The sequence below is a fragment of the Streptosporangium sp. NPDC002607 genome, assembly GCF_053592655.1.
Map to the genome: position 1 here is coordinate 59,353 of NZ_JBSFWD010000002.1, position 18,313 is coordinate 77,665.

Genomic DNA, 18,313 nt, shown 5'->3' on the forward strand with positions numbered 1-18,313 from the left:
TGGCCGGTCGCCGCGAGTAACGGATGCATCGCCCGCGGCGACCGGCTTATGTTCACAACTTCAACGGAGGACGACTTGGAGTTTCAGCATTTGACGGAGCACTACGAGGGCCTTCTCCGGGCGCGTTCGGGCTGGCTGTCGGAGGGGCTGGCCTGGACCGCCATCCTGCCGGTCGAAGGCCCGCTGTCGCTGGACGAGACGGTGTCCCGCCTGGTCGACGGCGAGCATCCGCCGTTGATCGAACTGGATGACGAGGAGGCGTACGAGGAGGGCGCCCTCCTGCTGGGACAAACGGGGAACGCGACGATGATCGTCCAGACCTTCGGGAAGAACTATGTCTGGGAATCGGATGTTCTCGGCCGGCTCAGCGTGAACGCGCGGGTCTGGCATGTGTCGTGGGAGGTGACGAGAAACTCCCGGCTGATCTACGCCGCGCATGGGCGGGTTCTGGTCGAGGTCCCGCATCTGGATCCTGCCTATGTCAGGGGAGACGACCCCGCTGCCATCGAAGCCGAACTGGCGGCCTTGGGCCCGGCCGTCGACGCACCCTGGCCGGCCTCGCAGGCCATGGCCATGGCCATCGTAGAGGCCGGCGCCGGCGCGCGCCTGGACCGGGACTGGTTCGAGCGTTCCCATCCGGCCGTCGTCGTCGACGAGCCCGAGTAGCCGCGCGACGCCAGAGGGCCGGGAGGCGCGAACGCACCTCCCGGCCCGCGAAAAACCCGCGTCACTGATCATTGGTGAGCGCCCGCGCGATCACCACGCGCTGGATCTGGTTGGTGCCCTCCACGATCTGGAGCATCTTGGCCTCGTGCATGAAGGGGTGCCGTTAAGAGGGGTCCCGGTAGTCCTGTCGAAGAATCCAACAGATATAGCTCTGACCTGCAGAGATGTGGTCAAGTTCCTGTTGCGAGCTCGGCGAACTCTGAGTGGGCCTGGGCGACCGCGTCGGGGTAGGCCTGCGCCTTGTCGTGCTCGGCCAGGGCACGGTAGATGGTTCTCCACTCGGGTCCGAGCGACCAGCCCAAAAGTAGTTCTCCGTGATGCCTCTGGACCAGTACGTAGCAGTCACGGCCCGTCGCCCCGCCCCCGGCGACATCTGCCCGCACACCGCCCGCCCCGCTTCGGCTACGACCGCGCCCGCGCCCTGCTCGACACCTACGCCGGTTTCGACCTGCACCAGCTGCGTCACAGCGCCGCCACCCACCTCGGTGCCCCTGCAGCTCATCATGTCCAAAACCCAAGCCCCGATCTTCTCGGGGGCAAGCCCCGCCGAGGCGGGCGCAACGCCTGTTCCTCAGGGGCGCCGGGCAGTTGTAGACGCCAGCCTCCATCAGGCTGGGCCGCCTACAGATCCACCACAGGATCACCGAACGCAGACCCGGGGCTAGAGGCGGTCGGACGCCGCGTCGGCTACAGGAGACATAGAAGGCTCCCCTACCGACTGTGCGAGATCGGTACGACCGAAAGGCTCTACCCACCGCCCTTGTGGCGGTCGCCACCGCGACCATCACGCTGCTGGGATCGGTCAGGCAGGTGCCTGCCGCGCCTGGCCAAACAGAATCTTCTTCCTCCCTTCCCTTCTTTCACAATTCACTCTCCCCGCGGACCTACATCAAGAGAACGGGCAACGAGGCCCGAGCACACGGAGGTCAGCGGGTGGCTCAACTGGATAGGAGCACGGCTGAGGCCGATGCGCGCCAACAGGGCAACCCGCGTGCCGCCCTTGAACAGTTCTTTCGTGACCACTATCTGTTGTTGATCAAGGTTGTTATGGTCGCCGGAGCGCTCCTTTGGGGGATGACGGACAGGGCTCCCCCACTGTCCACCACGGCGAGGTCCCCCGACAGGTCCGTCCGGTGGACGCGCACACCGAGCCGGTACAGCGTGGCCAGGGTCGACGGGGCGGGATGGCCGTAGTCGTTGTCCGCCCCCACGCTGATGAGGGCGGCACGAGCACCGATGGCGGCGAAGAAGGCCGGGTCGTACCTGCTGGACCCGTGATGCGGAACCTTGAGGATCTCGGCGGGCGGCAGGCCCCTGCGGAGCAGCTCCGCCTGAGCCTCGGTCTCGATGTCGCCGCTGAGCAGAGCCGACCCCGCGGCCCAGCGAACATGCACCACGACGCTGGCGTTGTTGACGGCCGCTCCCTTCCCCGCGCCGGTCAGGGACGCCTCGGCCACCGGGCCGATGACCGTCAGCTCGGAGGGCCCGAACCGCCAGCTCGCCCCCGGACTCGCCGCCCACTCGACCACACGGCGGCGGGCGAGATCCTCGCTCAGCCTCACCCCCTCGTGCTCCCCGGCATCGCCTCCGGTGCCGCGCGGGGTCACCAGCACCGCTCCCACCGCACGCCCGCGGAAGACACCGTCGAGCCCTCCCACATGGTCGAGGTGCGGATGGGTGAGGATGACCAGCGGCACCTCCCCGATTCCCATGGAACGCAGACAGCGGTCCACCCGGACGGGATCGGGCCCCGCGTCCACCACCACGGCTCGTCCAGGCCCTGCCGCGACCAGCAACGCGTCTCCCTGGCCGACATCGCAGGCCACCAGCAACCATCCGCGAGGCGGCCAGCGAGTCACGATCGGCGCGGCCACCGTCACGGCGAGAACCAGGCCGACGACGGTCGCCAGGGCGATCAGGCGTGTCCCCCGGTGCCGCAGTACCAGCACGGCGAGCGGGACGGCAGCGGCCAGCAGAAGCAGCCCGGTGACACCGCCCGGCCACGGGAGCACACCCAGCGGGAGCCCCGCGGTGTGCCCGGCCACCTCGATGATCCATCCGGTGGCCAGACCCGCCGGCCGGACCAGCAGCTGCGCGAGCCCCATGTGCAGGGGGGCGACCAGCGCCACCACGAAGCCGAGCAGGGTGGCCGGGGCCACGGCCGGGCCCGCGAGCAGGTTGGCCGGGATCGCCACCGGTGCGAGCTGCCCGGACATGAGGACCAGGACGGGGGTGACGGCGGCCTGGGCCGCGGCGGCCACGGCGATCGCCTCCGCCGCCCAGCGAGGCATTCGGGTCGAGAGCCGGTCGCGCCAGCGCGGTGCGAGGACCAGAATGCCCGCGGTGGCGAAGACCGACAGGGCGAAGCCGTAGGAGCGGGCGAGGTCGGGGACAAAGAAGATCAACCCCAGAACCGTCGCCGACAGAGCCGCGACGCCGTCGCGCGAGCGGCCCGTGCCGAGTGCCACGGCGGCTACCCCGCCCATCAGGAGAGCCCTGAGCACACTGGGCGAGGGCCGGGCGACGACCGAGAAGGCGATCATGGCCGAGATCGCCAGCACCGCCCGCGCGGCGAGTGGCAGACCGGCCATCCTGGCCATCGCGACCGCCGCACCGGCCACGACGGCGAGGTTCGCGCCGGAGACGGCGAGCAGGTGGCTGAGGCCGGCCGCCTTGAAGTCGGCCCTGACCTGGTCGTCCATCCGGGACACGTCACCGACCACCAGGCCGGGCAGCAGCCCGCGCTGCGCCGGCGGCAACACCTCGGCCGCCTTCCTCAGCCCCGATCTGAGCACCCCGGCCGCGCGTTGCTCCCAGGAGGGCCCGCTCAGGACTCGCGGTGCCCCCCTGACCAGCACCACCGCCGCGAGCAACTCACCGGGGTCCGCCGGGCCGAAGCGCCCGCCGACCTCGACCCGCTGGCTGGGCAGCAGCGAGCGCCACTCCGCGCCGGAGACGAAAAGCAGCACCGGAGCCCGCAGCGTCACCCTGTCCGCTCCCGTCCCGACCGACTCGACCCGGGCGGGCACCACGAAGCTCTCCCGTCGGAACAGCCCGCCACGCCGGGCCACCTCCCGGGGGTCGTCGGTCACCACCGCCTCCGCCACCGCCGAGGCGTGCCTTCCGGCCAGCTCGGCGACCGGCCCCGTACCGGCGGCGTGCACCCGGAAGGCCACCGATCCGGCCACCGCGGCCGTGCACCCCAGGACCGCGATCACCGCGTTACGCCAGCCCGCCGTCCTCCCTGTCCGGACCGGAACAGCCACGGCCAGGGCACCCACGGCCGTGAGACCGGCCACCACGGCACCCGTCGCCGCAGGACAGCCCAGCAGGACGAGGGCGGTCACCCACGATGCCGCCGCGGGCAGGAGCAGATGCGCGGCATGCGCGCCCCACCCCTTTCCGGAACTCCTGGAACCGCCGGCCTTCCCGGGAGCGCCGGAACCATCAGGGCTCTCGGTATCCCCGGTGCCCCTGGTATCCCCGGCGCGCTCGACCTCGGCGGCCGGGCCGGCTCGCATCGCGACCGCCCTCCCCGACCGGCGGATCACACGCGGACCTTGTCGCGCATCTCGGCATACTTACGGTCGCCGATGCCGCTCACGTCGCGGAGTTGCTCAACGGTGCGGAAGCCGCCATGGGCGGCGCGGTACTCGGTGATGCGCCGGGCGAGCACCTCGCCCACGCCCGGTAGCCGCTCTAGCTGCTCGGCCGTGGCCGTGTTGAGGTCGACGACGGCGGTGGCGGGGTCCGCCGGGTCCACCGAGGCGGGTGCCGCCGCGATGGCGGGGCCGGTCGAGCCGACGACGATCTGCTCGCCGTCGACGAGTCTGCGCGCGAGGTTGAGAGAACCCGTGGCGGCTGCCCTGCGAACGCCCCCGGCCGCCTGGACCGCGTCGGCGACCCGGGAACCTCCGGGCAACGTGATCACCCCGGGGCGGCGGACCTTGCCGGTCACGTGAACTGTCAGCTCGGTGGCCGGCGCGGGCCGGGACCGTGCGGCGTTGACAGGCTCCGACAGCGGGGCCCCGGAGATCGGCACCGGCGGGGCCAGCGGCTCGGGCTCCGGCTGGGACCTCCAGGCATACACGCCGCCGGCGACGGCGGCCGTCAGGGCGACGAGCAGCAGGAGGCGCAACCCCGGCCTGCCCGGACCGAGAGCCTGCCCCTGTGCGGCCACGACCTTGCGCAGTGCCTCGAAGGCCGGGGGAGGCGGCATGGAACGCATGCGCGCGGCGGGACCGTCGAGGGAGACGGCATCCTGCGGCCGGCCCTGCCCACCGGACCACGCATCCCCAGCCGAACAGGGCAGACCGGCCCCGGCCTCCCCATGAGAGAGCGGATCTCCCGAATCGGCGGGGCCTACCGGCCGGAACGGCGAGAACCGATCGTTGGGCGGCGGCAGGGCGAGCAGGTCGGTCGACCTGCGTGGGAGGGGCACGGCGGTAGGTGATCCACGCCCTGTCAGGATCCGCAGCCGCGACTCGGCTCGGAACCGCTCGATGTTCTGGCCTGTGGTCCGCACCCGCAGGACGCTACGGCGGCGGCACCGGGAACATCCTCGCCGAACTCCGTTCTGTGGATATCCGGCCGACCGTACGGCCAGGCTGTGGACGGCGATCCGGCGGACGGGCGCCCGGACCGGGCATGCGCGCCCACAGGTGTCAGGAGGGCGGGAAGGAGACGGTGATGCCGAGCATCCCGGGGCCGACGTGGGCGCCGATGACCGAACCGACCTCGACGACTGTGACCTCGACGAGTGCGGGGATGCGCCGGGGCAGGCGCGCCGCCAGCGCCTCGGCACGGGCCGCGGCGCCGAGATGCTGGACCGCGACCTCCACCGGGGCGGTGCCCGCGGCCTCGACCGCGAGATCCTCGAGACGGGCGATGGCCCGGCTCGCCGTACGGACCTTCTCCAGCGGAACGATCGCACCGTCACGGATGTGCAGGATCGGTTTGATCATCAGTGCCGAGCCGAGGAGGGTCGCCGCCGCACCGATCCGGCCTCCCCGGCGCAGGTATTCCAGGGTGTCGACGTAGAAGAAGCTGCGGATCGACTCCGCACGGCGGCGGGCGGCATCCGCCACCTCCGTCCGGGTCGCGCCCGCGGCGGCGGCACCTGCGGCGGCGAGGACGGGGAATCCCAGGCCCATCGCGATGGACCTGCTGTCGATGACGTCGACCGGAACCGGTGAATCCTCGGCTCCCGCGCGGGCGGCCTCGACCGTGCCGGACATCTCCGCCGACAGGTGGATGGAGACGATGCCGGTCGCGCCTTGGGCCGCCGCCTGGTCGTAGGCGTCCGCGAAACGCCGCGGAGCGGGCCTGGAGGTCGTCACCGGAGCCCGCTCCCCGAGCGCGTCGTCCACGCTCGCGCCGTCGAGCCGCGCCATGTCGTCGAGCGACCTGCCTCCCACGACCACCTGGAGCGGTACCACGATGATTCCCAGGCGGGAGACCTGCTCTCGCGGAAGGTAGGCGGTGGAGTCGGTGACGACGGCGACCGATGGCGACATGTCCAGAGATTACTCGGAGAAGATCAGACGAAGAAGGCCGGAGTCACGGACGTTGGACCTACTGGACGGGGGTGCCTCCACGCCAGACCCGGCGGGGCTTGAGGCCGAAGGCCCAGGCGAAGGCGCCCTCGTGGTCGGCGTCCCACTGGACGATGTCGGCCAGGCGACCTGGGGCGAGAACACCGCGGTCGGAAGCCCCGAGGACCGTGGCACCGCCGAGGGTGGCGGCGCGCAGGGCGTCGCCGACGCTCATGCCGAAGGCCGCCACCGCGAGGCTGATGACCAGTGACATCGAGGTGATGCCGCAGTGGCCCGGGTTGTGATCGCTGCCGAGGGCCACGGTGACCCCCTGGGCGAGCATCCGGCGGACGGGAGGCAGGCTGCCACGCTGGAGGGCGGTTCCCGGGCAGACCACGGCGGGGACTCCGTAGCGGGCCAGGATCGCGATGTCCTCGTCGGTGGTGTGGTGGAGCAGGTCGGCGGAGGCGCAGCCGAGCTCGGCGGCGAGCTGGACGGCGCCCCGGCGGGTGTACGCACCGGCGTGCACGCGGGGCTGCAGGCCGACGTTGCGCCCGGAGGCCAGGACCCAGCGGGCCTCTTCCGCGGTGAAGTGACCCTCGTCGCAGTAGACGTCGACGCTGTCGGCTCCCGCCGCCGCGGCGTCGGCGCACCAGGAGCCCACGGCCTCGACGTAGTCGCGCTGGCGGCCGAAGTACTCGGGCGGGACGACGTGCGCGGCCATGAAGGTCACGTGCACCCGCGGCATCATCGGCTCCTTCTCCAGCTCGCGCAGGAGCCGCACGTCGGCGAGTTCGCCGTCGCGGGTGAGGTGGTAGCCGGTCTTGGCCTCGATGGTGGTGGTGCCGCTGAGCAGCCAGTCTCGGAGCCGCTCACGGACACCGTTGCAGAGCGTCCAGGGATCGGTGCCCCGGGTGACCGTCACGGTGGAACCGATGCCGCCGCCCGCCGCGGTGATCGCGGAGGGGGTGGAACCACCGGAGCGCATCGCCATCTCGGCGTAGCGGTTGCCCGCGTAGACCGGATGGGTGTGCGCGTCGATCAGGCCGGGGGTGACCAACGCGCCGCCCAGGTTCTCGACATGGTCGACGTCGACGATGTCGTCGACGACGCCGGGCACGCTCTGCGGTAGATCCGCGGCCCGGCCGACCCAGGCGATCCTGTCGTTGTGAACGAGGATCGCCGCGTTGCTGAACACATCGTTTCCGGTCCAGAGCCGGCCGATGTTGGTCAGAAGGCGGACCGTCATCGCATCACCGCCTTGTGTTCAGGGGAAGACGCTTGGAGGAGGAGGACCACACCCGGACGGGACGAGTCGCCCCTGACACTGCCGGGCACCGTGCCCTTCAAGCCCGCTGTGACTCCGGACGGCATCGGGGGTCTCCTGCTCTCATCCGCGTATCTGTTGTGCGGCGACAGTATCGCCGAGATCATGATCGGGCGATTTCAGTTCAGTTACGTTATTTCACAAGTCAGCCCGCTGTACAGGCTAATTGGGAAGAACGCCGCCTCACCGCGACCGCACCTCGCCCGCCGGCTCGACGATCACGCGTGGCGTTGAGCACCTTTCCACAGCTCAGACTACTTCTTCATCGTCCGTAACAGTAGTCACCAGAGCAACTTGCGTCATAACATCTCGCTAGATTTGCCTTATGGTAGCAATCTAAACCCCGGCCGACCACTGCGGCTTTCGCGGCTTTTGTGCGTTTTCGCGACCACAGTGCACCCCACAGAGCCGCCCAGCGCAAGCCCCCGTCATTGAAACGCGATTCGCGATCAACCTAGGCTGGTAATCGGGAGGCTTGGACCGTGATCCTTAACCGCCTCCACATCGGCGTCGGGCGGTTGCGTCGCCGTGCGGGCACCCGGGATGAGCGGCGACATCGACCACCTGCCGACCGAACCCCAAGAAAAGGCCACAAGTAGGACGCTCCATGTAGCCTTTCGTACGAGCTGTCTGCAGGTCACACGCATAGGAGTTGCCTTGTCCGTCCACGCGGACGCCGGTCGGCGTCGCATTGAAGAACTTCTCCAGGGGCACGAGGAACGCATCCTCAAGCGCTGGCTTGAGGTCGCCGGCTCCTCCACCGGAAGCCAGGTGGATCGCGGAGGACTGGCCGAGCAGCTACGTGAGCTCTACCAGGCACTGCGTCGATCGTTCGGCGATTCCGGCGACCTCAGCGACCTGCGTGGCCTCCTCGCCGAACTCTCCCGCGACCGCGCCCGCCAGGGGTTCACCCCGACCGAGACCGCGATCGTGGTGTTCGGCCTGAAGGAGGCGCTCTACGAAAGCGTCGAGGAGGACGCCTCCCCCGAGGCCCTGCGAGGTTTCATCTGGTTCTCCCGGGTAATCGACGACCTCGGGCTCTTCACCGTGGAGAGCTACGCGGCGGCCAGGGAGAAGATCATCATCGACCAGGCGGAGCAGTTGCTGGAGCTGTCCACCCCGGTGGTCAAGCTCTGGGACGGCATCGTCGCGGTGCCGCTGGTCGGCACGCTCGACTCGGCCAGGACCCAGGTCGTCATGGAGAAGCTGCTGCAGACGCTCGTCGACACCGGCTCCGAGCACGCGGTCATCGACATCACCGGGGTGCCTGCCGTGGACACCGAGGTCGCGCAGCACCTGCTCAAGACCGTGGTGGCGGCCCGGCTGATGGGCGCCGAGTGCGTGATCTCCGGCATCCGCCCGCAGATCGCCCACACCATCGTCACCCTCGGCATCGAGTTCGGCGACATCGTGACCAAGGCCACGCTCGCCGACGCGCTGGCCCACACCCTGCGGGCGAGCGGCGTCAGGGTCGTCAAGGGCGGGGAGTCCCGCATCGCCGTGAGAACGGTTGAGGGCTGATGGAGCGCGTACCCATCCTCAAGCTCGGCGACATCCTGATCGTCTCCATCCAGATCGACCTGCAGGACATGAGCGTGCTCGCGCTCCAGGAGGACCTGTCGGAGAGGGTGGTCGCGACCGGCGCCCGAGGGGTGATCATCGACATCACCGCCGTGGAGATCGTCGACTCCTTCATCGGCCGGATGCTGGCCACCATCGCGGCGATCTCCCGCATGCTCGACGCCGAGACGATCGTCGTCGGCATGCGACCGGCGGTGGCGATCACCCTCGTCGAGCTCGGCCTCTCCCTCGGTGGCGTGCGCACGGCGCTCAATCTCGAGAAGGGTGTCGCGCTGCTGAACCAGATCGAAAGCTCCCAGACCTCTACGGCCGCCTGGTGACAACCGCCGAGGAGTTGCCCATCAACGTCAACGGCGACGTCGTGCTGGTCCGCCAGCGCGTCAGGACCGTCGCCGTGAACGTGGGCCTGTCCCTGGTCGACCAGACCAAGGTGGTGACCGCGGCCAGCGAGCTGGCCCGCAACGCCCTGGTCTACGCGGGAGGGGGACAGGTACGGGTCGAGGTCGTGCACAAGGGGGTACGGCGCGGCCTACGGATGATCTTCAGCGACAACGGGCCCGGCATCCCGGACATCGAGCAGGCGCTGACCGACGGGTGGACCACGGGCAACGGCCTCGGTCTCGGCCTCAGCGGCTCCCGCCGTCTGGTCGACGAATTCGCCCTGGAGTCGACTCCCGGTGAGGGCACGCTGATCACGGTGACGAAATGGGCACGTTGATCCGCTCGCGGCACGACGTCTGGGTGCGTGCCGAGGACGCCAGTGCGATCGGCGCGCTCCGCCGTACCGCCGTGGCGCTCGCCGAGATCCGGGGATTCGGCGAGGAGGACACCGGGCGGGTCGCCGTGGCGGTGAGCGAGGCCGCGTCGAACCTGGTGAAGCACGCGATCGAGGGGGTCATGCTGATCCGGCCGCATCCCGAACTGGACTCGGCGGTCGAGGTTCTCGCGATCGACCGGGGGCCGGGGATGCACGACGTCTCCCGTGCCCTGCGCGACGGCTACTCCACTGCGGGCACGCTCGGCATCGGGCTGGGCGGCATCGCCCGGATGGCCAGCGGATACGAGGTTCATTCCATGCCCGGCCGGGGAACCGTGCTCGGCATGTACTTCGTCGCGCAGGGCGCCCCGCGGCCCCCGTCCCAGGTGAGCGGCCTGACGCGCCCGATCGGCGAGGAAACCGTCTGCGGCGACGCCTTCGTGGTCACCGAGACCGGCACCGCGATGACCGTGATGCTCTGCGACGGGCTCGGCCACGGCCCCGCCGCCGCCCATGCCTCCCAGGAGGCGGTGCGCCTGTTCCTGCGGCACGCGGACCTCGCACCGGTCACCGCCCTGGAGCGCATCCACACCGGCCTGGGCCACACCAGGGGCGGCGCGGTCGCCGTGGCCCGCGTCGACGGCGCCGCGGGCACGGTGAGCTTCGCCGGCCTCGGCAACATCTCCGCGTGGATCGCCCACGGCGACGGCCGTCAGGGGATGATCTCGGTACCGGGCATCGCCGGCCACAAGGCCAGGACCCTGCGCCAGTACGAGTACACCGTGCCGCGGCACAGTGTCGTCCTGTTCCACTCCGACGGCCTGTCCGAGCGCTGGGACATCACCTCCTACCCCGGGCTGGTCACACGCCTCCCCTCCGTCGTCGCCGGCACGTTGCTGCGCGAGGCCGGTACCCGCAGGGACGACGCCTGCGTGGTCGCCGTCAGGCCGGGCGCATGACCGGGGACGAGCTGATCAGGGTCGGCGTCCGGGACGACCAGGACGTCTTCGCCATGCGCAGGCTCGGCCGGGAGGTCGCGGAGAGCGTCGGGTTGGAGGCCCAGGACCAGATCCGGGTGGCCACCGCGCTGAGCGAGATCGGCAGGGAACTCCTCGAGGCCGAGATCGAAGCCTTCGTCGCCTTCCGGCTGGAGCGGGACGCCCTGCTCGTCACCGTCGGCTTCTCGGCGGAGACCGATTTCCGCCCCTCGGACGGTGTGACGCTGGCGGGGCGTCTCGTCGACCTCATCGAGGTCGATTCCGCAGAGGGAAGAATCAGCATGGTCAAACGGCTCCCGCAGGGCCGCAAGCCGAGGCTCTCGGCAGAGGAGATACGCGGCAGACTCGCCGGCGTGGCGCCCACCACCGCCCTCGACGAGCTGCGCCTGCAGAACCGCGAGCTCGCCGAGACCCTGGAGGAGGTCCTGCAGCTCAACACCGAGTTGCAGGAGACCAACCAGGGAGTGCTGGCGCTCTACAACCAGCTCTCCGAGGAACTGGAGGAGACCAACCGCGGCGTCGTGGCGCTCTATGCCGAGCTGGACGAGAAGTCCGCGCAGCTCCGGACGGCGAGCGACGCGAAGAACAGGTTCTGGGCCACGGTCAGCCACGAGCTGCGCACCCCGCTCAACTCGATCATCGGCCTGGTCCGCCTCCTGGTGGGTCCCGGCGGGGAGCCCCTGGCCGCCGAGCAGCTCCACCAGGTGAACCTCATCGGCTCCTCGGCGCAGACGCTTCTGGCACTGGTGAGCGAGCTGCTCGACATGGCGAAGGCCGAGGCCGGGCGGCTCGATCCCCAGCCCGCCATGGTCGACCTGGTGGCACTGGCGGAACGGCTGCGTATGACGCTCCACCCCACCAGCGGCAACGACGAGGTGGCGCTCACGGTGGAGATCCCGCAGGCACCGTTGGAGATGATGGTGGACGAGGTGATGCTCACCCGGATCCTGCGGAACCTGCTCTCCAACGGGCTGAAGTTCACCGAGCGGGGCGAGGTCAGGCTGGAGGTGAGCATCGACGCCGCCACCCACGACCTGGTCTTCACCGTGACCGACACGGGGGTAGGCGTGCCCGAGGAGCACCTGGAACGCGTCTTCGAGGAGTTCTTCCAGGTGCCGGGGGTGATCCAGGCACGGACCAAGGGGACCGGGCTCGGCCTGCCGTACGCCCGCAGGCTGGCCGAGGCTCTGGGCGGCGGACTGCAGCTGGCCAGCACGGTGGGATCCGGAACCACGGCCACCCTGAGGCTGCCCTACCGGCACGACGAGGCCCCGATGGTCGGCCGGTTGCTCGTCGTGGACGACGACGCGGAGTTCCGCGCCACGGTACGGCGGATGCTCACCGGTTTCGCCGCGCACATCGACGAGGCCTCCGACGGGCTGGGGGCGCTGGAGACGATGGCGAAGAACCCGCCCGACCTCGCGCTGGTGGACCTGCTGATGCCCCGTCTCGACGGCACCGCGCTGATGTTGCGGATGTCCGACGACGAACGACTGTGCGGGATACCGGTGATCATCGTGACCGTCGCCACGTCACGGCAGGCCCCGGAGGGAGCACACATGGTGATCTCCAAGCAGGGGCTCCGCCGTGACACCCTGCTGGAGGCGATCGGAAGCGCTCTGGGACACGCCCATGGGTAGCGGCGGAGCGACGGTACTGGTCGTGGACGACACCCCGACCAAGCTGTACATCCTGTCGAGCTGGCTGCGCCGCTCGGGACACCAGGTCGTGCAGGCCACCGGCGGCTTGGAGGCGCTCACCAAGGTCAGGGAGCTCCAGCCGGACCTGGTCGTCCTCGACGTACGACTGCCCGACATCAGCGGCTACGAGGTCTGCGAGCGGATCAAGGCCGACCCGGCGACGTCGTCGATACCGGTCATCCAGATCTCCGGAGCGGCGATCACCCCGGCCGACCGCGCCCAGGGGCTCGAACGCGGAGCCGACGCCTACCTGGCGGAACCGGTCGAGCCTGACGAGTTCGCCGCGACGGTCGAGGCCACGCTGCGCTACTACCGCGCCCGGCAACGGGCCGAGCTGATGGCCCGGCGGCTGGCCGCCCTCACCGAGGTCACGCTCTCGATGAACTCCGCCGAGACGTTCGACAAGCTCCTCGGTACGGCCGTCGAGGGGACCTCCAGGATCCTGGAGCGGCAGGCGGGCACGCTCGCCCTGCCTCCCGACGGCCGGACCCGCAGGTTCTCCGCCATGCCCCCGGAGAACGTCGTCGTCGCCAAGGTCGCGGCGTCGGACACGCTGAACAGGTTGAGCGCGATGTCCCTGGGCGACTCCGCGGGCACCCAGGTTTTCACGGTCCCCGCCGCCGAGTGGATGGGGCTGGTGCCCGACTCGAAGATCAGCGGCGATGTCTCAGCCGTGGTCTGCCGCACCAAGCTGGGCAGGCCCCCCGTCTATCTCGGGGTGGACGGGGTCCCGCCGCTCGACGTCGACGAGTCCAACGTGCTGCGCCAGCTCGGCCAGGCCCTCGCCCTCGCCGTGGACGCGCTCCGGGCGTACGCCGAGGAGCACGCGATCGCCCTCACCCTGCAGCGCAGCCTGCTGCCGGCGCGGATCCCCGAGACCCCCGGGCTCACGATCAGCTGGCGGTACCAGCCCGCGGTCGACAACATCGAGGTCGGCGGCGACTTCTACGAGGTCCTACGGCTGGGCCACCGGGTGCTCATCGCCATCGGCGACGTCCAGGGACACTCGCTGCTGGCCGCCACCGTCATGGCGGAGCTGCGCCACGCACTGCGTGCCTCCATCATCGGCACCTCGGACCTCGGCACGTCGATGGCCCTGCTCAACGATGTGCTGCGGCGCTACCACCCCGGTATGACCGCCACCGTCTGCCTGCTCCTGCTCGACCCGGTGACCGGGGAGATGGAGATCGCCAACGCCGGGCACATCCCGCCCCTGTTCATCGCCGACGGCCAGGCCCGCTACCACCGCCTGGGCAATCTCCTGCTGGGCGTGGCCGAGGAGAGCTACCGGGTCGACCGGGTGAACGTGCCGCGGGGAGCCGCGGTGCTGATGTTCACCGACGGACTCATCGAGGACCGCGACAAGCTGCTCGACGAGAGTCTGGAGATCGTACGGCACCTGGCCGAGGAGGCGGAGGAGGACCTGGAGGTCTTCTGCGACCGGCTGATCGAGAGGTTCGGCGCCAGGGAGGACGACGTGGCACTGGTCATGTTCCGCCGCGAGAGGTGAGGGAAGGCGTCGCCGTTCCGCCGTACCGCCCCCAAGGGGCGGTACGGCGGAAGGAGCCGATCAGACGGTCTCGACCGGCTTGGCGGTCTTCTCCAGCTCGGCGAAGAGGCCGGGCAGAACCCTGGCGTGCAGCACCGTGCCGTCCTCGGTGTGCTCGATGCCGAGAACCTCACCCTCCCCGTGCGCCCTGGAGATCAGGTCGCCGCGCTCGTACGGCACGAGAAGCCTGACCTCCTGGTCGAACCGGGGCAGCTCCCGCTCGATCACGGCCCTCAGCTCGTCGATCCCGGCGCCCGTGCGGGCCGAGACCACGACCGTGTGCTTCTCCCGCGCGGTCAGCTGGGCCAGCACCACCGGGTCGGCGGCGTCGGCCTTGTTGATGACCACGATCTCCGGGATGTCGCGGGCGCCCTCGATATCGGCGAACACCTCACGCACCGCGGTGAGCTGCGACTCGGGGTCGGGGTGCGAGCCGTCGACCACGTGCAGGATCAGGTCGGCATCGCCGACCTCCTCAAGCGTGGAGCGGAACGCCTCGACGAGCTGGTGCGGCAGGTGCCGGACGAACCCGACCGTGTCGGCCAGCGTGAACAGGCGGCCGTCGGGCGTGTGCGCCCTGCGGACCGTCGGGTCGAGCGTGGCGAACAGGGCGTCCTCGACCAGCACTCCGGCACCGGTCAGCCGGTTCAGCAGCGAGGACTTGCCCGCGTTGGTGTATCCGGCGATGGCCACGGCGGGGACCTCGCGCTGCAGGCGTCGCGCCCGCTTGGTCTCGCGGGCGGTGGTCATCTCGCCGATCTGGCGGCGTAGCTTGGCCATCCGCTCGCGGATCCGGCGGCGGTCCAGCTCGATCTTGGTCTCACCGGGACCGCGACCGCCCATGCCGACGCCGCCCGCGGCGCGCCCGCCGACCTGGCGGGACAGGTTGCCACCCCAGCCTCGCAGGCGCGGCAGGAGGTAGTTGAGCTGCGCGAGCTCGACCTGGGCCTTGCCCTCGCGGCTCTTGGCGTGCTGGGCGAAGATGTCGAGGATCAGCATGGTCCGGTCGATGACCTTGACCTTGACCGTCTCCTCGAGCTGACGGAGCTGGCCGGGGCTCAGCTCACCGTCGCACACCACGGTGTCGGCACCGGTGGCGGAGACGATGTCGGCGAGCTCCTGCGCCTTGCCCGAACCGATGTAGGTCGCCGTGTCGGGCTTCTGGCGGCGCTGGATCAGCCCCTCCAGCACCTGTGAACCCGCGGTCTCGGCGAGGAGCTTGAGCTCCAGGAGGGAGTTCTCGGCGTCGATCGCCGTACCGGAGGTCCAGACGCCGACCAGGACGACCCGCTCAAGTCGCAGCTGGCGGTATTCGACCTCGGTGACGTCTTCCAGCTCCGTGGAGAGGCCCGCCACCCGGCGGAGCGCCTGGCGCTCGGCCAGATCCATCTCACCGGTGTCGAGCAGGTCGTCGAATCGATCGATGTCCATGTCCAGCGGCTCACGAGTGTCTATGTCGTCGCTCCATTCAGATGGTGGGTCCGTATACGTTCTTCTCATATGAGTGAACGCCCGAACACCCCGGGTCTCTTCCCCCCGATGGTGCCATGGGAACCGCTCCGTCATCACCTGGTTATCACCGCTCCGTCCGCCGACCGGCGCGGTGTCGGTGTCGGGTTCAGGAGAGCAGGACCCGGGCGTCGCCGGAGCCGGTCTTCAGCGTGATCTTGTGCGGCGCCGAGGGGTCCCTGACGACCTCCACGGTCTCGTCGCCGGAGCCGGTCTCGGTGGTCACGTCGTAGCCGCCCTTGGGAAGGTACGCGGCCACGTCGCCGGAACCGGTCTTGATCTCCACCCTGTCGGGCATGACCGCGAACCTCGCCTCGACCTCGCCGGAGCCGGTGTCGGCGGTGAACTGCTTGGAACCCAGGTTTCCCGCCTCGATGTCGCCGGAGCCGCTCTCGGCGCTCACTCCCCCGGTCAGCCCACGCAGCGTGATGGTCCCGGAACCGGTGTCGAGCTTGGCCGTCAGACCTGGCGGGATCTCGACCTTGTAGTCGACCGAGCAGCTCATCCCGTCGCAGCGGTGCCGCAGGGCGAGCGTGCCGCCGTCCACCGGATGCTCGGTGGTGGGCCTGTCGCCGCCGCGCCAGTGGATGGTCTCGGTCACGTGGACGGCCTGCCGGTCCGACTCGGTGACCACGATGTCGCCCGAGCCCGTGGCGACGTCCAGGGCCGTCACCCTGCCGGTGACGTCGTAGGAGACGACGTCCTGCTGCCGGTCACGGAAGTCCAGGGCGAACTCGCACCCCGAGAGCATGAAAACCGCCCCCAACAGCCCACCGGCGACGAGCGTGTTCCTCTTCATGCGCTCAATCCTCGACTTCCCGGGAAGTCTCCGCTTCCCATTCGCGACTTGTCCGTCCTCTCCCTCTACCGGGAGGCGCTGATCCAACTGTCTCCCAGTACATCCCCCAGATCATCGGGGAATTCCCCGAGCGACCCCTGAGGAGGACCCTGCCTTTGACCGAGAACCGGCCGTCAAGTAGCGTCTATTCCACAATTCAGAAGTGGTTTTCCATGATACGGAAAGAGGGCTCATGGACGGTGTTGAGATCAGTGGCCCCGGTCAGGACCGTTTTGACGAGATCCTCACGCCGGAGGCACTGGCCTTCGTGGCCACCCTCCAGCGCGAGTTCAACGACCGGCGTCTGGAGCTGCTCCAGGCCCGCCAGGACCGTCAGGCGGAGCTGTCGGCGGGCGGCACCCTCGACTTCCTGCCCGAGACCAGGCACGTGCGCGAGTCCGAGTGGCACGTCGCCCCGCCCGCGCCCGGCCTGGAGGACCGCCGCGTGGAGATCACCGGCCCGGTCGACCGGAAGATGACGATCAACGCACTGAACTCCGGCGCCAAGGTCTGGCTGGCCGACTTCGAAGACGCCAACGCTCCCACCTGGGAAAACACCATCAACGGCCAGCTCAACCTCCGCGACGCGCTCGACCGGACCATCGACTTCTCCGCCGGGGAGAAGAGCTACGCCCTCAAGCCCGACTCCGAGCTGGCCACCATCGTGGTCCGCCCCCGCGGATGGCACCTGGACGAGAAGCACCTCACCCTCGACGGGGTGCCGTTCTCCGCCTCCCTCGTCGACTTCGGGCTCTACTTCTTCCACTCGGCGCAGCGGCAGATCGCCAAGGGCAAGGGCCCCTACTTCTACCTGCCGAAGATGGAGTCACACCTGGAGGCCCGCCTCTGGAACGACGTCTTCGTCAGGGCCCAGGAGCTGCTCGACATCGCCCAGGGCACGATCCGGGCGACGGTGCTCATCGAGACCTACCCGGCCGCGTTCGAGATGGAGGAGATCCTCTATGAGCTGCGCGACCACTCCGCCGGCCTCAACGCGGGCCGCTGGGACTACCTCTTCAGTGTGATCAAGAAGTTCCGCACCCGCGGCCGCGAGTTCCTGCTGCCCGAGCGGAACGCGGTGACGATGACCGCCCCGTTCATGCGCGCCTACACCGAACTCCTGGTCAGCACCTGCCACCGGCGCGGGGCCCACGCCATCGGCGGGATGGCCGCGTTCATCCCCTCCCGCCGCGACCCCGAGGTCAACAAGATCGCTCTGGAGAAGGTCACCGCCGACAAGACCCGCGAGTCCGGCGACGGCTTCGACGGTTCGTGGGTCGCCCACCCCGACCTGGTGCCGATCTGCCGCGACGTCTTCGACGCCGTCCTCGGGTCGCGGCCGAACCAGCTCGACCGCCTGCGCGAGGACGTCTCCGTCTCCGCCGCCGACCTGCTCGCGGTCGCCCAGACTCCCGGCGACATCACCGAGGCGGGGCTGCGCAACAACGTGGACGTGGCACTGCGCTACCTGGCCGCCTGGATGGGCGGGCTGGGCGCGGTCGCGATCCACAACCTGATGGAGGACGCGGCGACCGCCGAGATCTCCCGCTCCCAGATCTGGCAGTGGATCCACAACGACATCAAGCTCGCCGACACCGGCGCCGTGGTGACCAGGGAACTGGTCGAGCAGATCATCGACGAGGAGCTCGCCAAGATCAAGGAAGAGCCCGGATACGACGAGGCCCTTTACGACCAGGCGACCGCGCTGTTCAAGGAGGTCGCCCTGGACGACGACTTCGCGGAGTTCCTTACTCTCCCTGCCTATGCGCGTATGCCATGACATGACCGGCCCGA

Annotated in this window: 15 protein-coding genes; 8 read left to right on the forward strand and 7 right to left on the reverse strand. The window is 69.8% G+C overall.

Annotated elements, in window-relative coordinates; all coding sequences use genetic code 11:
• Nucleotides 1-75: 75 nt before the first annotated feature.
• A complete protein-coding gene (locus ACWD3H_RS02755) occupies nt 76-666 on the forward strand; it encodes a hypothetical protein (protein ID WP_451953796.1) in 591 nt (196 codons plus the stop codon).
• 230 nt (nt 667-896) lie between these two features.
• Here the strand turns inward: ACWD3H_RS02755 and ACWD3H_RS02760 are convergent, their stop codons facing one another.
• The 5 genes from ACWD3H_RS02760 to hutI form a co-directional block, all read right to left on the reverse strand.
• A complete protein-coding gene (locus ACWD3H_RS02760) occupies nt 897-1,109 on the reverse strand; it encodes a hypothetical protein (protein ID WP_451953797.1) in 213 nt (70 codons plus the stop codon).
• Nucleotides 1,110-1,748: 639 nt separating this feature from the next.
• Nucleotides 1,749-4,247, reverse strand: a complete 2,499-nt coding sequence (locus tag ACWD3H_RS02765) for a ComEC/Rec2 family competence protein (RefSeq protein ID WP_451953798.1) — start codon at nt 4,245-4,247, stop codon at nt 1,749-1,751.
• Between the two features lie 26 nt (nt 4,248-4,273).
• Nucleotides 4,274-5,251 carry a helix-hairpin-helix domain-containing protein gene (locus tag ACWD3H_RS02770; protein WP_451953799.1) on the reverse strand — a complete coding sequence of 326 codons (978 nt, stop codon included), beginning with the start codon at nt 5,249-5,251 and terminating at the stop codon, nt 4,274-4,276.
• Nucleotides 5,252-5,390: 139 nt separating this feature from the next.
• Nucleotides 5,391-6,242 (reverse strand): DegV family protein, encoded by an 852-nt coding sequence (locus tag ACWD3H_RS02775; RefSeq protein ID WP_451953800.1) that lies wholly within the window; start codon nt 6,240-6,242, stop codon nt 5,391-5,393.
• A 58-nt stretch (nt 6,243-6,300) separates the two neighbouring features.
• Nucleotides 6,301-7,509 (reverse strand): imidazolonepropionase, encoded by a 1,209-nt coding sequence (hutI, locus tag ACWD3H_RS02780; protein ID WP_343979893.1) that lies wholly within the window; start codon nt 7,507-7,509, stop codon nt 6,301-6,303.
• A gap of 735 nt (nt 7,510-8,244) precedes the next feature.
• On the opposite strand from hutI, the gene ACWD3H_RS02785 reads away from it, so the two are divergent.
• Genes ACWD3H_RS02785 through ACWD3H_RS02810 form a run of 6 tightly spaced genes read left to right on the forward strand, consistent with a single transcriptional unit; the run spans nt 8,245 to nt 14,133 of the window.
• The gene (locus ACWD3H_RS02785) at nt 8,245-9,108 is read left to right on the forward strand and encodes an STAS domain-containing protein (RefSeq protein WP_355549109.1); all 864 of its coding nucleotides are present in this window, start codon (nt 8,245-8,247) and stop codon (nt 9,106-9,108) included.
• On the forward strand, nt 9,108-9,488 hold the full coding sequence (locus ACWD3H_RS02790) for an STAS domain-containing protein (RefSeq protein WP_451953801.1): 381 nt from the start codon (nt 9,108-9,110) through the stop codon (nt 9,486-9,488). Before ACWD3H_RS02785 ends, ACWD3H_RS02790 begins: the two co-directional genes overlap by 1 nt.
• Entirely contained in the window at nt 9,485-9,886 is a 402-nt protein-coding gene (locus ACWD3H_RS02795; protein WP_433375556.1) for an anti-sigma regulatory factor, read from the forward strand. Before ACWD3H_RS02790 ends, ACWD3H_RS02795 begins: the two co-directional genes overlap by 4 nt.
• The gene (locus tag ACWD3H_RS02800; protein ID WP_355549104.1) at nt 9,874-10,884 is read left to right on the forward strand and encodes an ATP-binding protein; all 1,011 of its coding nucleotides are present in this window, start codon (nt 9,874-9,876) and stop codon (nt 10,882-10,884) included. The genes ACWD3H_RS02795 and ACWD3H_RS02800 overlap by 13 nt, the downstream gene beginning before the upstream one ends.
• Nucleotides 10,881-12,563 (forward strand): ATP-binding response regulator, encoded by a 1,683-nt coding sequence (locus ACWD3H_RS02805; protein WP_451953802.1) that lies wholly within the window; start codon nt 10,881-10,883, stop codon nt 12,561-12,563. The genes ACWD3H_RS02800 and ACWD3H_RS02805 overlap by 4 nt, the downstream gene beginning before the upstream one ends.
• Nucleotides 12,556-14,133 (forward strand): SpoIIE family protein phosphatase, encoded by a 1,578-nt coding sequence (locus tag ACWD3H_RS02810; protein ID WP_451953803.1) that lies wholly within the window; start codon nt 12,556-12,558, stop codon nt 14,131-14,133. Before ACWD3H_RS02805 ends, ACWD3H_RS02810 begins: the two co-directional genes overlap by 8 nt.
• Before the next feature lie 60 nt (nt 14,134-14,193).
• On the opposite strand, the gene hflX is transcribed toward ACWD3H_RS02810, so the two are convergent.
• Nucleotides 14,194-15,603, reverse strand: a complete 1,410-nt coding sequence (gene hflX / locus ACWD3H_RS02815; protein WP_355549098.1) for a GTPase HflX — start codon at nt 15,601-15,603, stop codon at nt 14,194-14,196.
• A gap of 187 nt (nt 15,604-15,790) precedes the next feature.
• Complete coding sequence (locus ACWD3H_RS02820; protein WP_355549096.1) at nt 15,791-16,480, reverse strand: DUF4097 family beta strand repeat-containing protein; 690 nt, start codon at nt 16,478-16,480, stop codon at nt 15,791-15,793.
• 232 nt (nt 16,481-16,712) lie between these two features.
• On the opposite strand from ACWD3H_RS02820, the gene aceB reads away from it, so the two are divergent.
• A complete protein-coding gene (gene aceB / locus ACWD3H_RS02825; RefSeq protein ID WP_451953804.1) occupies nt 16,713-18,299 on the forward strand; it encodes a malate synthase A in 1,587 nt (528 codons plus the stop codon).
• Nucleotides 18,300-18,313 lie beyond the last annotated feature (14 nt).

Bases quoted from the DNA above. Each gene is read 5' to 3' on its own strand.
- ACWD3H_RS02765 (WP_451953798.1), bottom strand. From the start codon at position 4,247: ATGCGAGCCGGCCCGGCCGCCGAGGTCGAGCGCGCCGGGGATACCAGG.
- ACWD3H_RS02775 (WP_451953800.1), bottom strand. From the start codon at position 6,242: ATGTCGCCATCGGTCGCCGTCGTCACCGACTCCACCGCCTACCTTCCG.
- hutI (WP_343979893.1), bottom strand. From the start codon at position 7,509: ATGACGGTCCGCCTTCTGACCAACATCGGCCGGCTCTGGACCGGAAAC.
- ACWD3H_RS02790 (WP_451953801.1), top strand. From the start codon at position 9,108: ATGGAGCGCGTACCCATCCTCAAGCTCGGCGACATCCTGATCGTCTCC.
- ACWD3H_RS02800 (WP_355549104.1), top strand. From the start codon at position 9,874: ATGGGCACGTTGATCCGCTCGCGGCACGACGTCTGGGTGCGTGCCGAG.
- ACWD3H_RS02805 (WP_451953802.1), top strand. From the start codon at position 10,881: ATGACCGGGGACGAGCTGATCAGGGTCGGCGTCCGGGACGACCAGGAC.
- ACWD3H_RS02810 (WP_451953803.1), top strand. From the start codon at position 12,556: ATGGGTAGCGGCGGAGCGACGGTACTGGTCGTGGACGACACCCCGACC.
- hflX (WP_355549098.1), bottom strand. From the start codon at position 15,603: ATGGACATCGATCGATTCGACGACCTGCTCGACACCGGTGAGATGGAT.
- ACWD3H_RS02820 (WP_355549096.1), bottom strand. From the start codon at position 16,480: ATGAAGAGGAACACGCTCGTCGCCGGTGGGCTGTTGGGGGCGGTTTTC.
- aceB (WP_451953804.1), top strand. From the start codon at position 16,713: ATGGACGGTGTTGAGATCAGTGGCCCCGGTCAGGACCGTTTTGACGAG.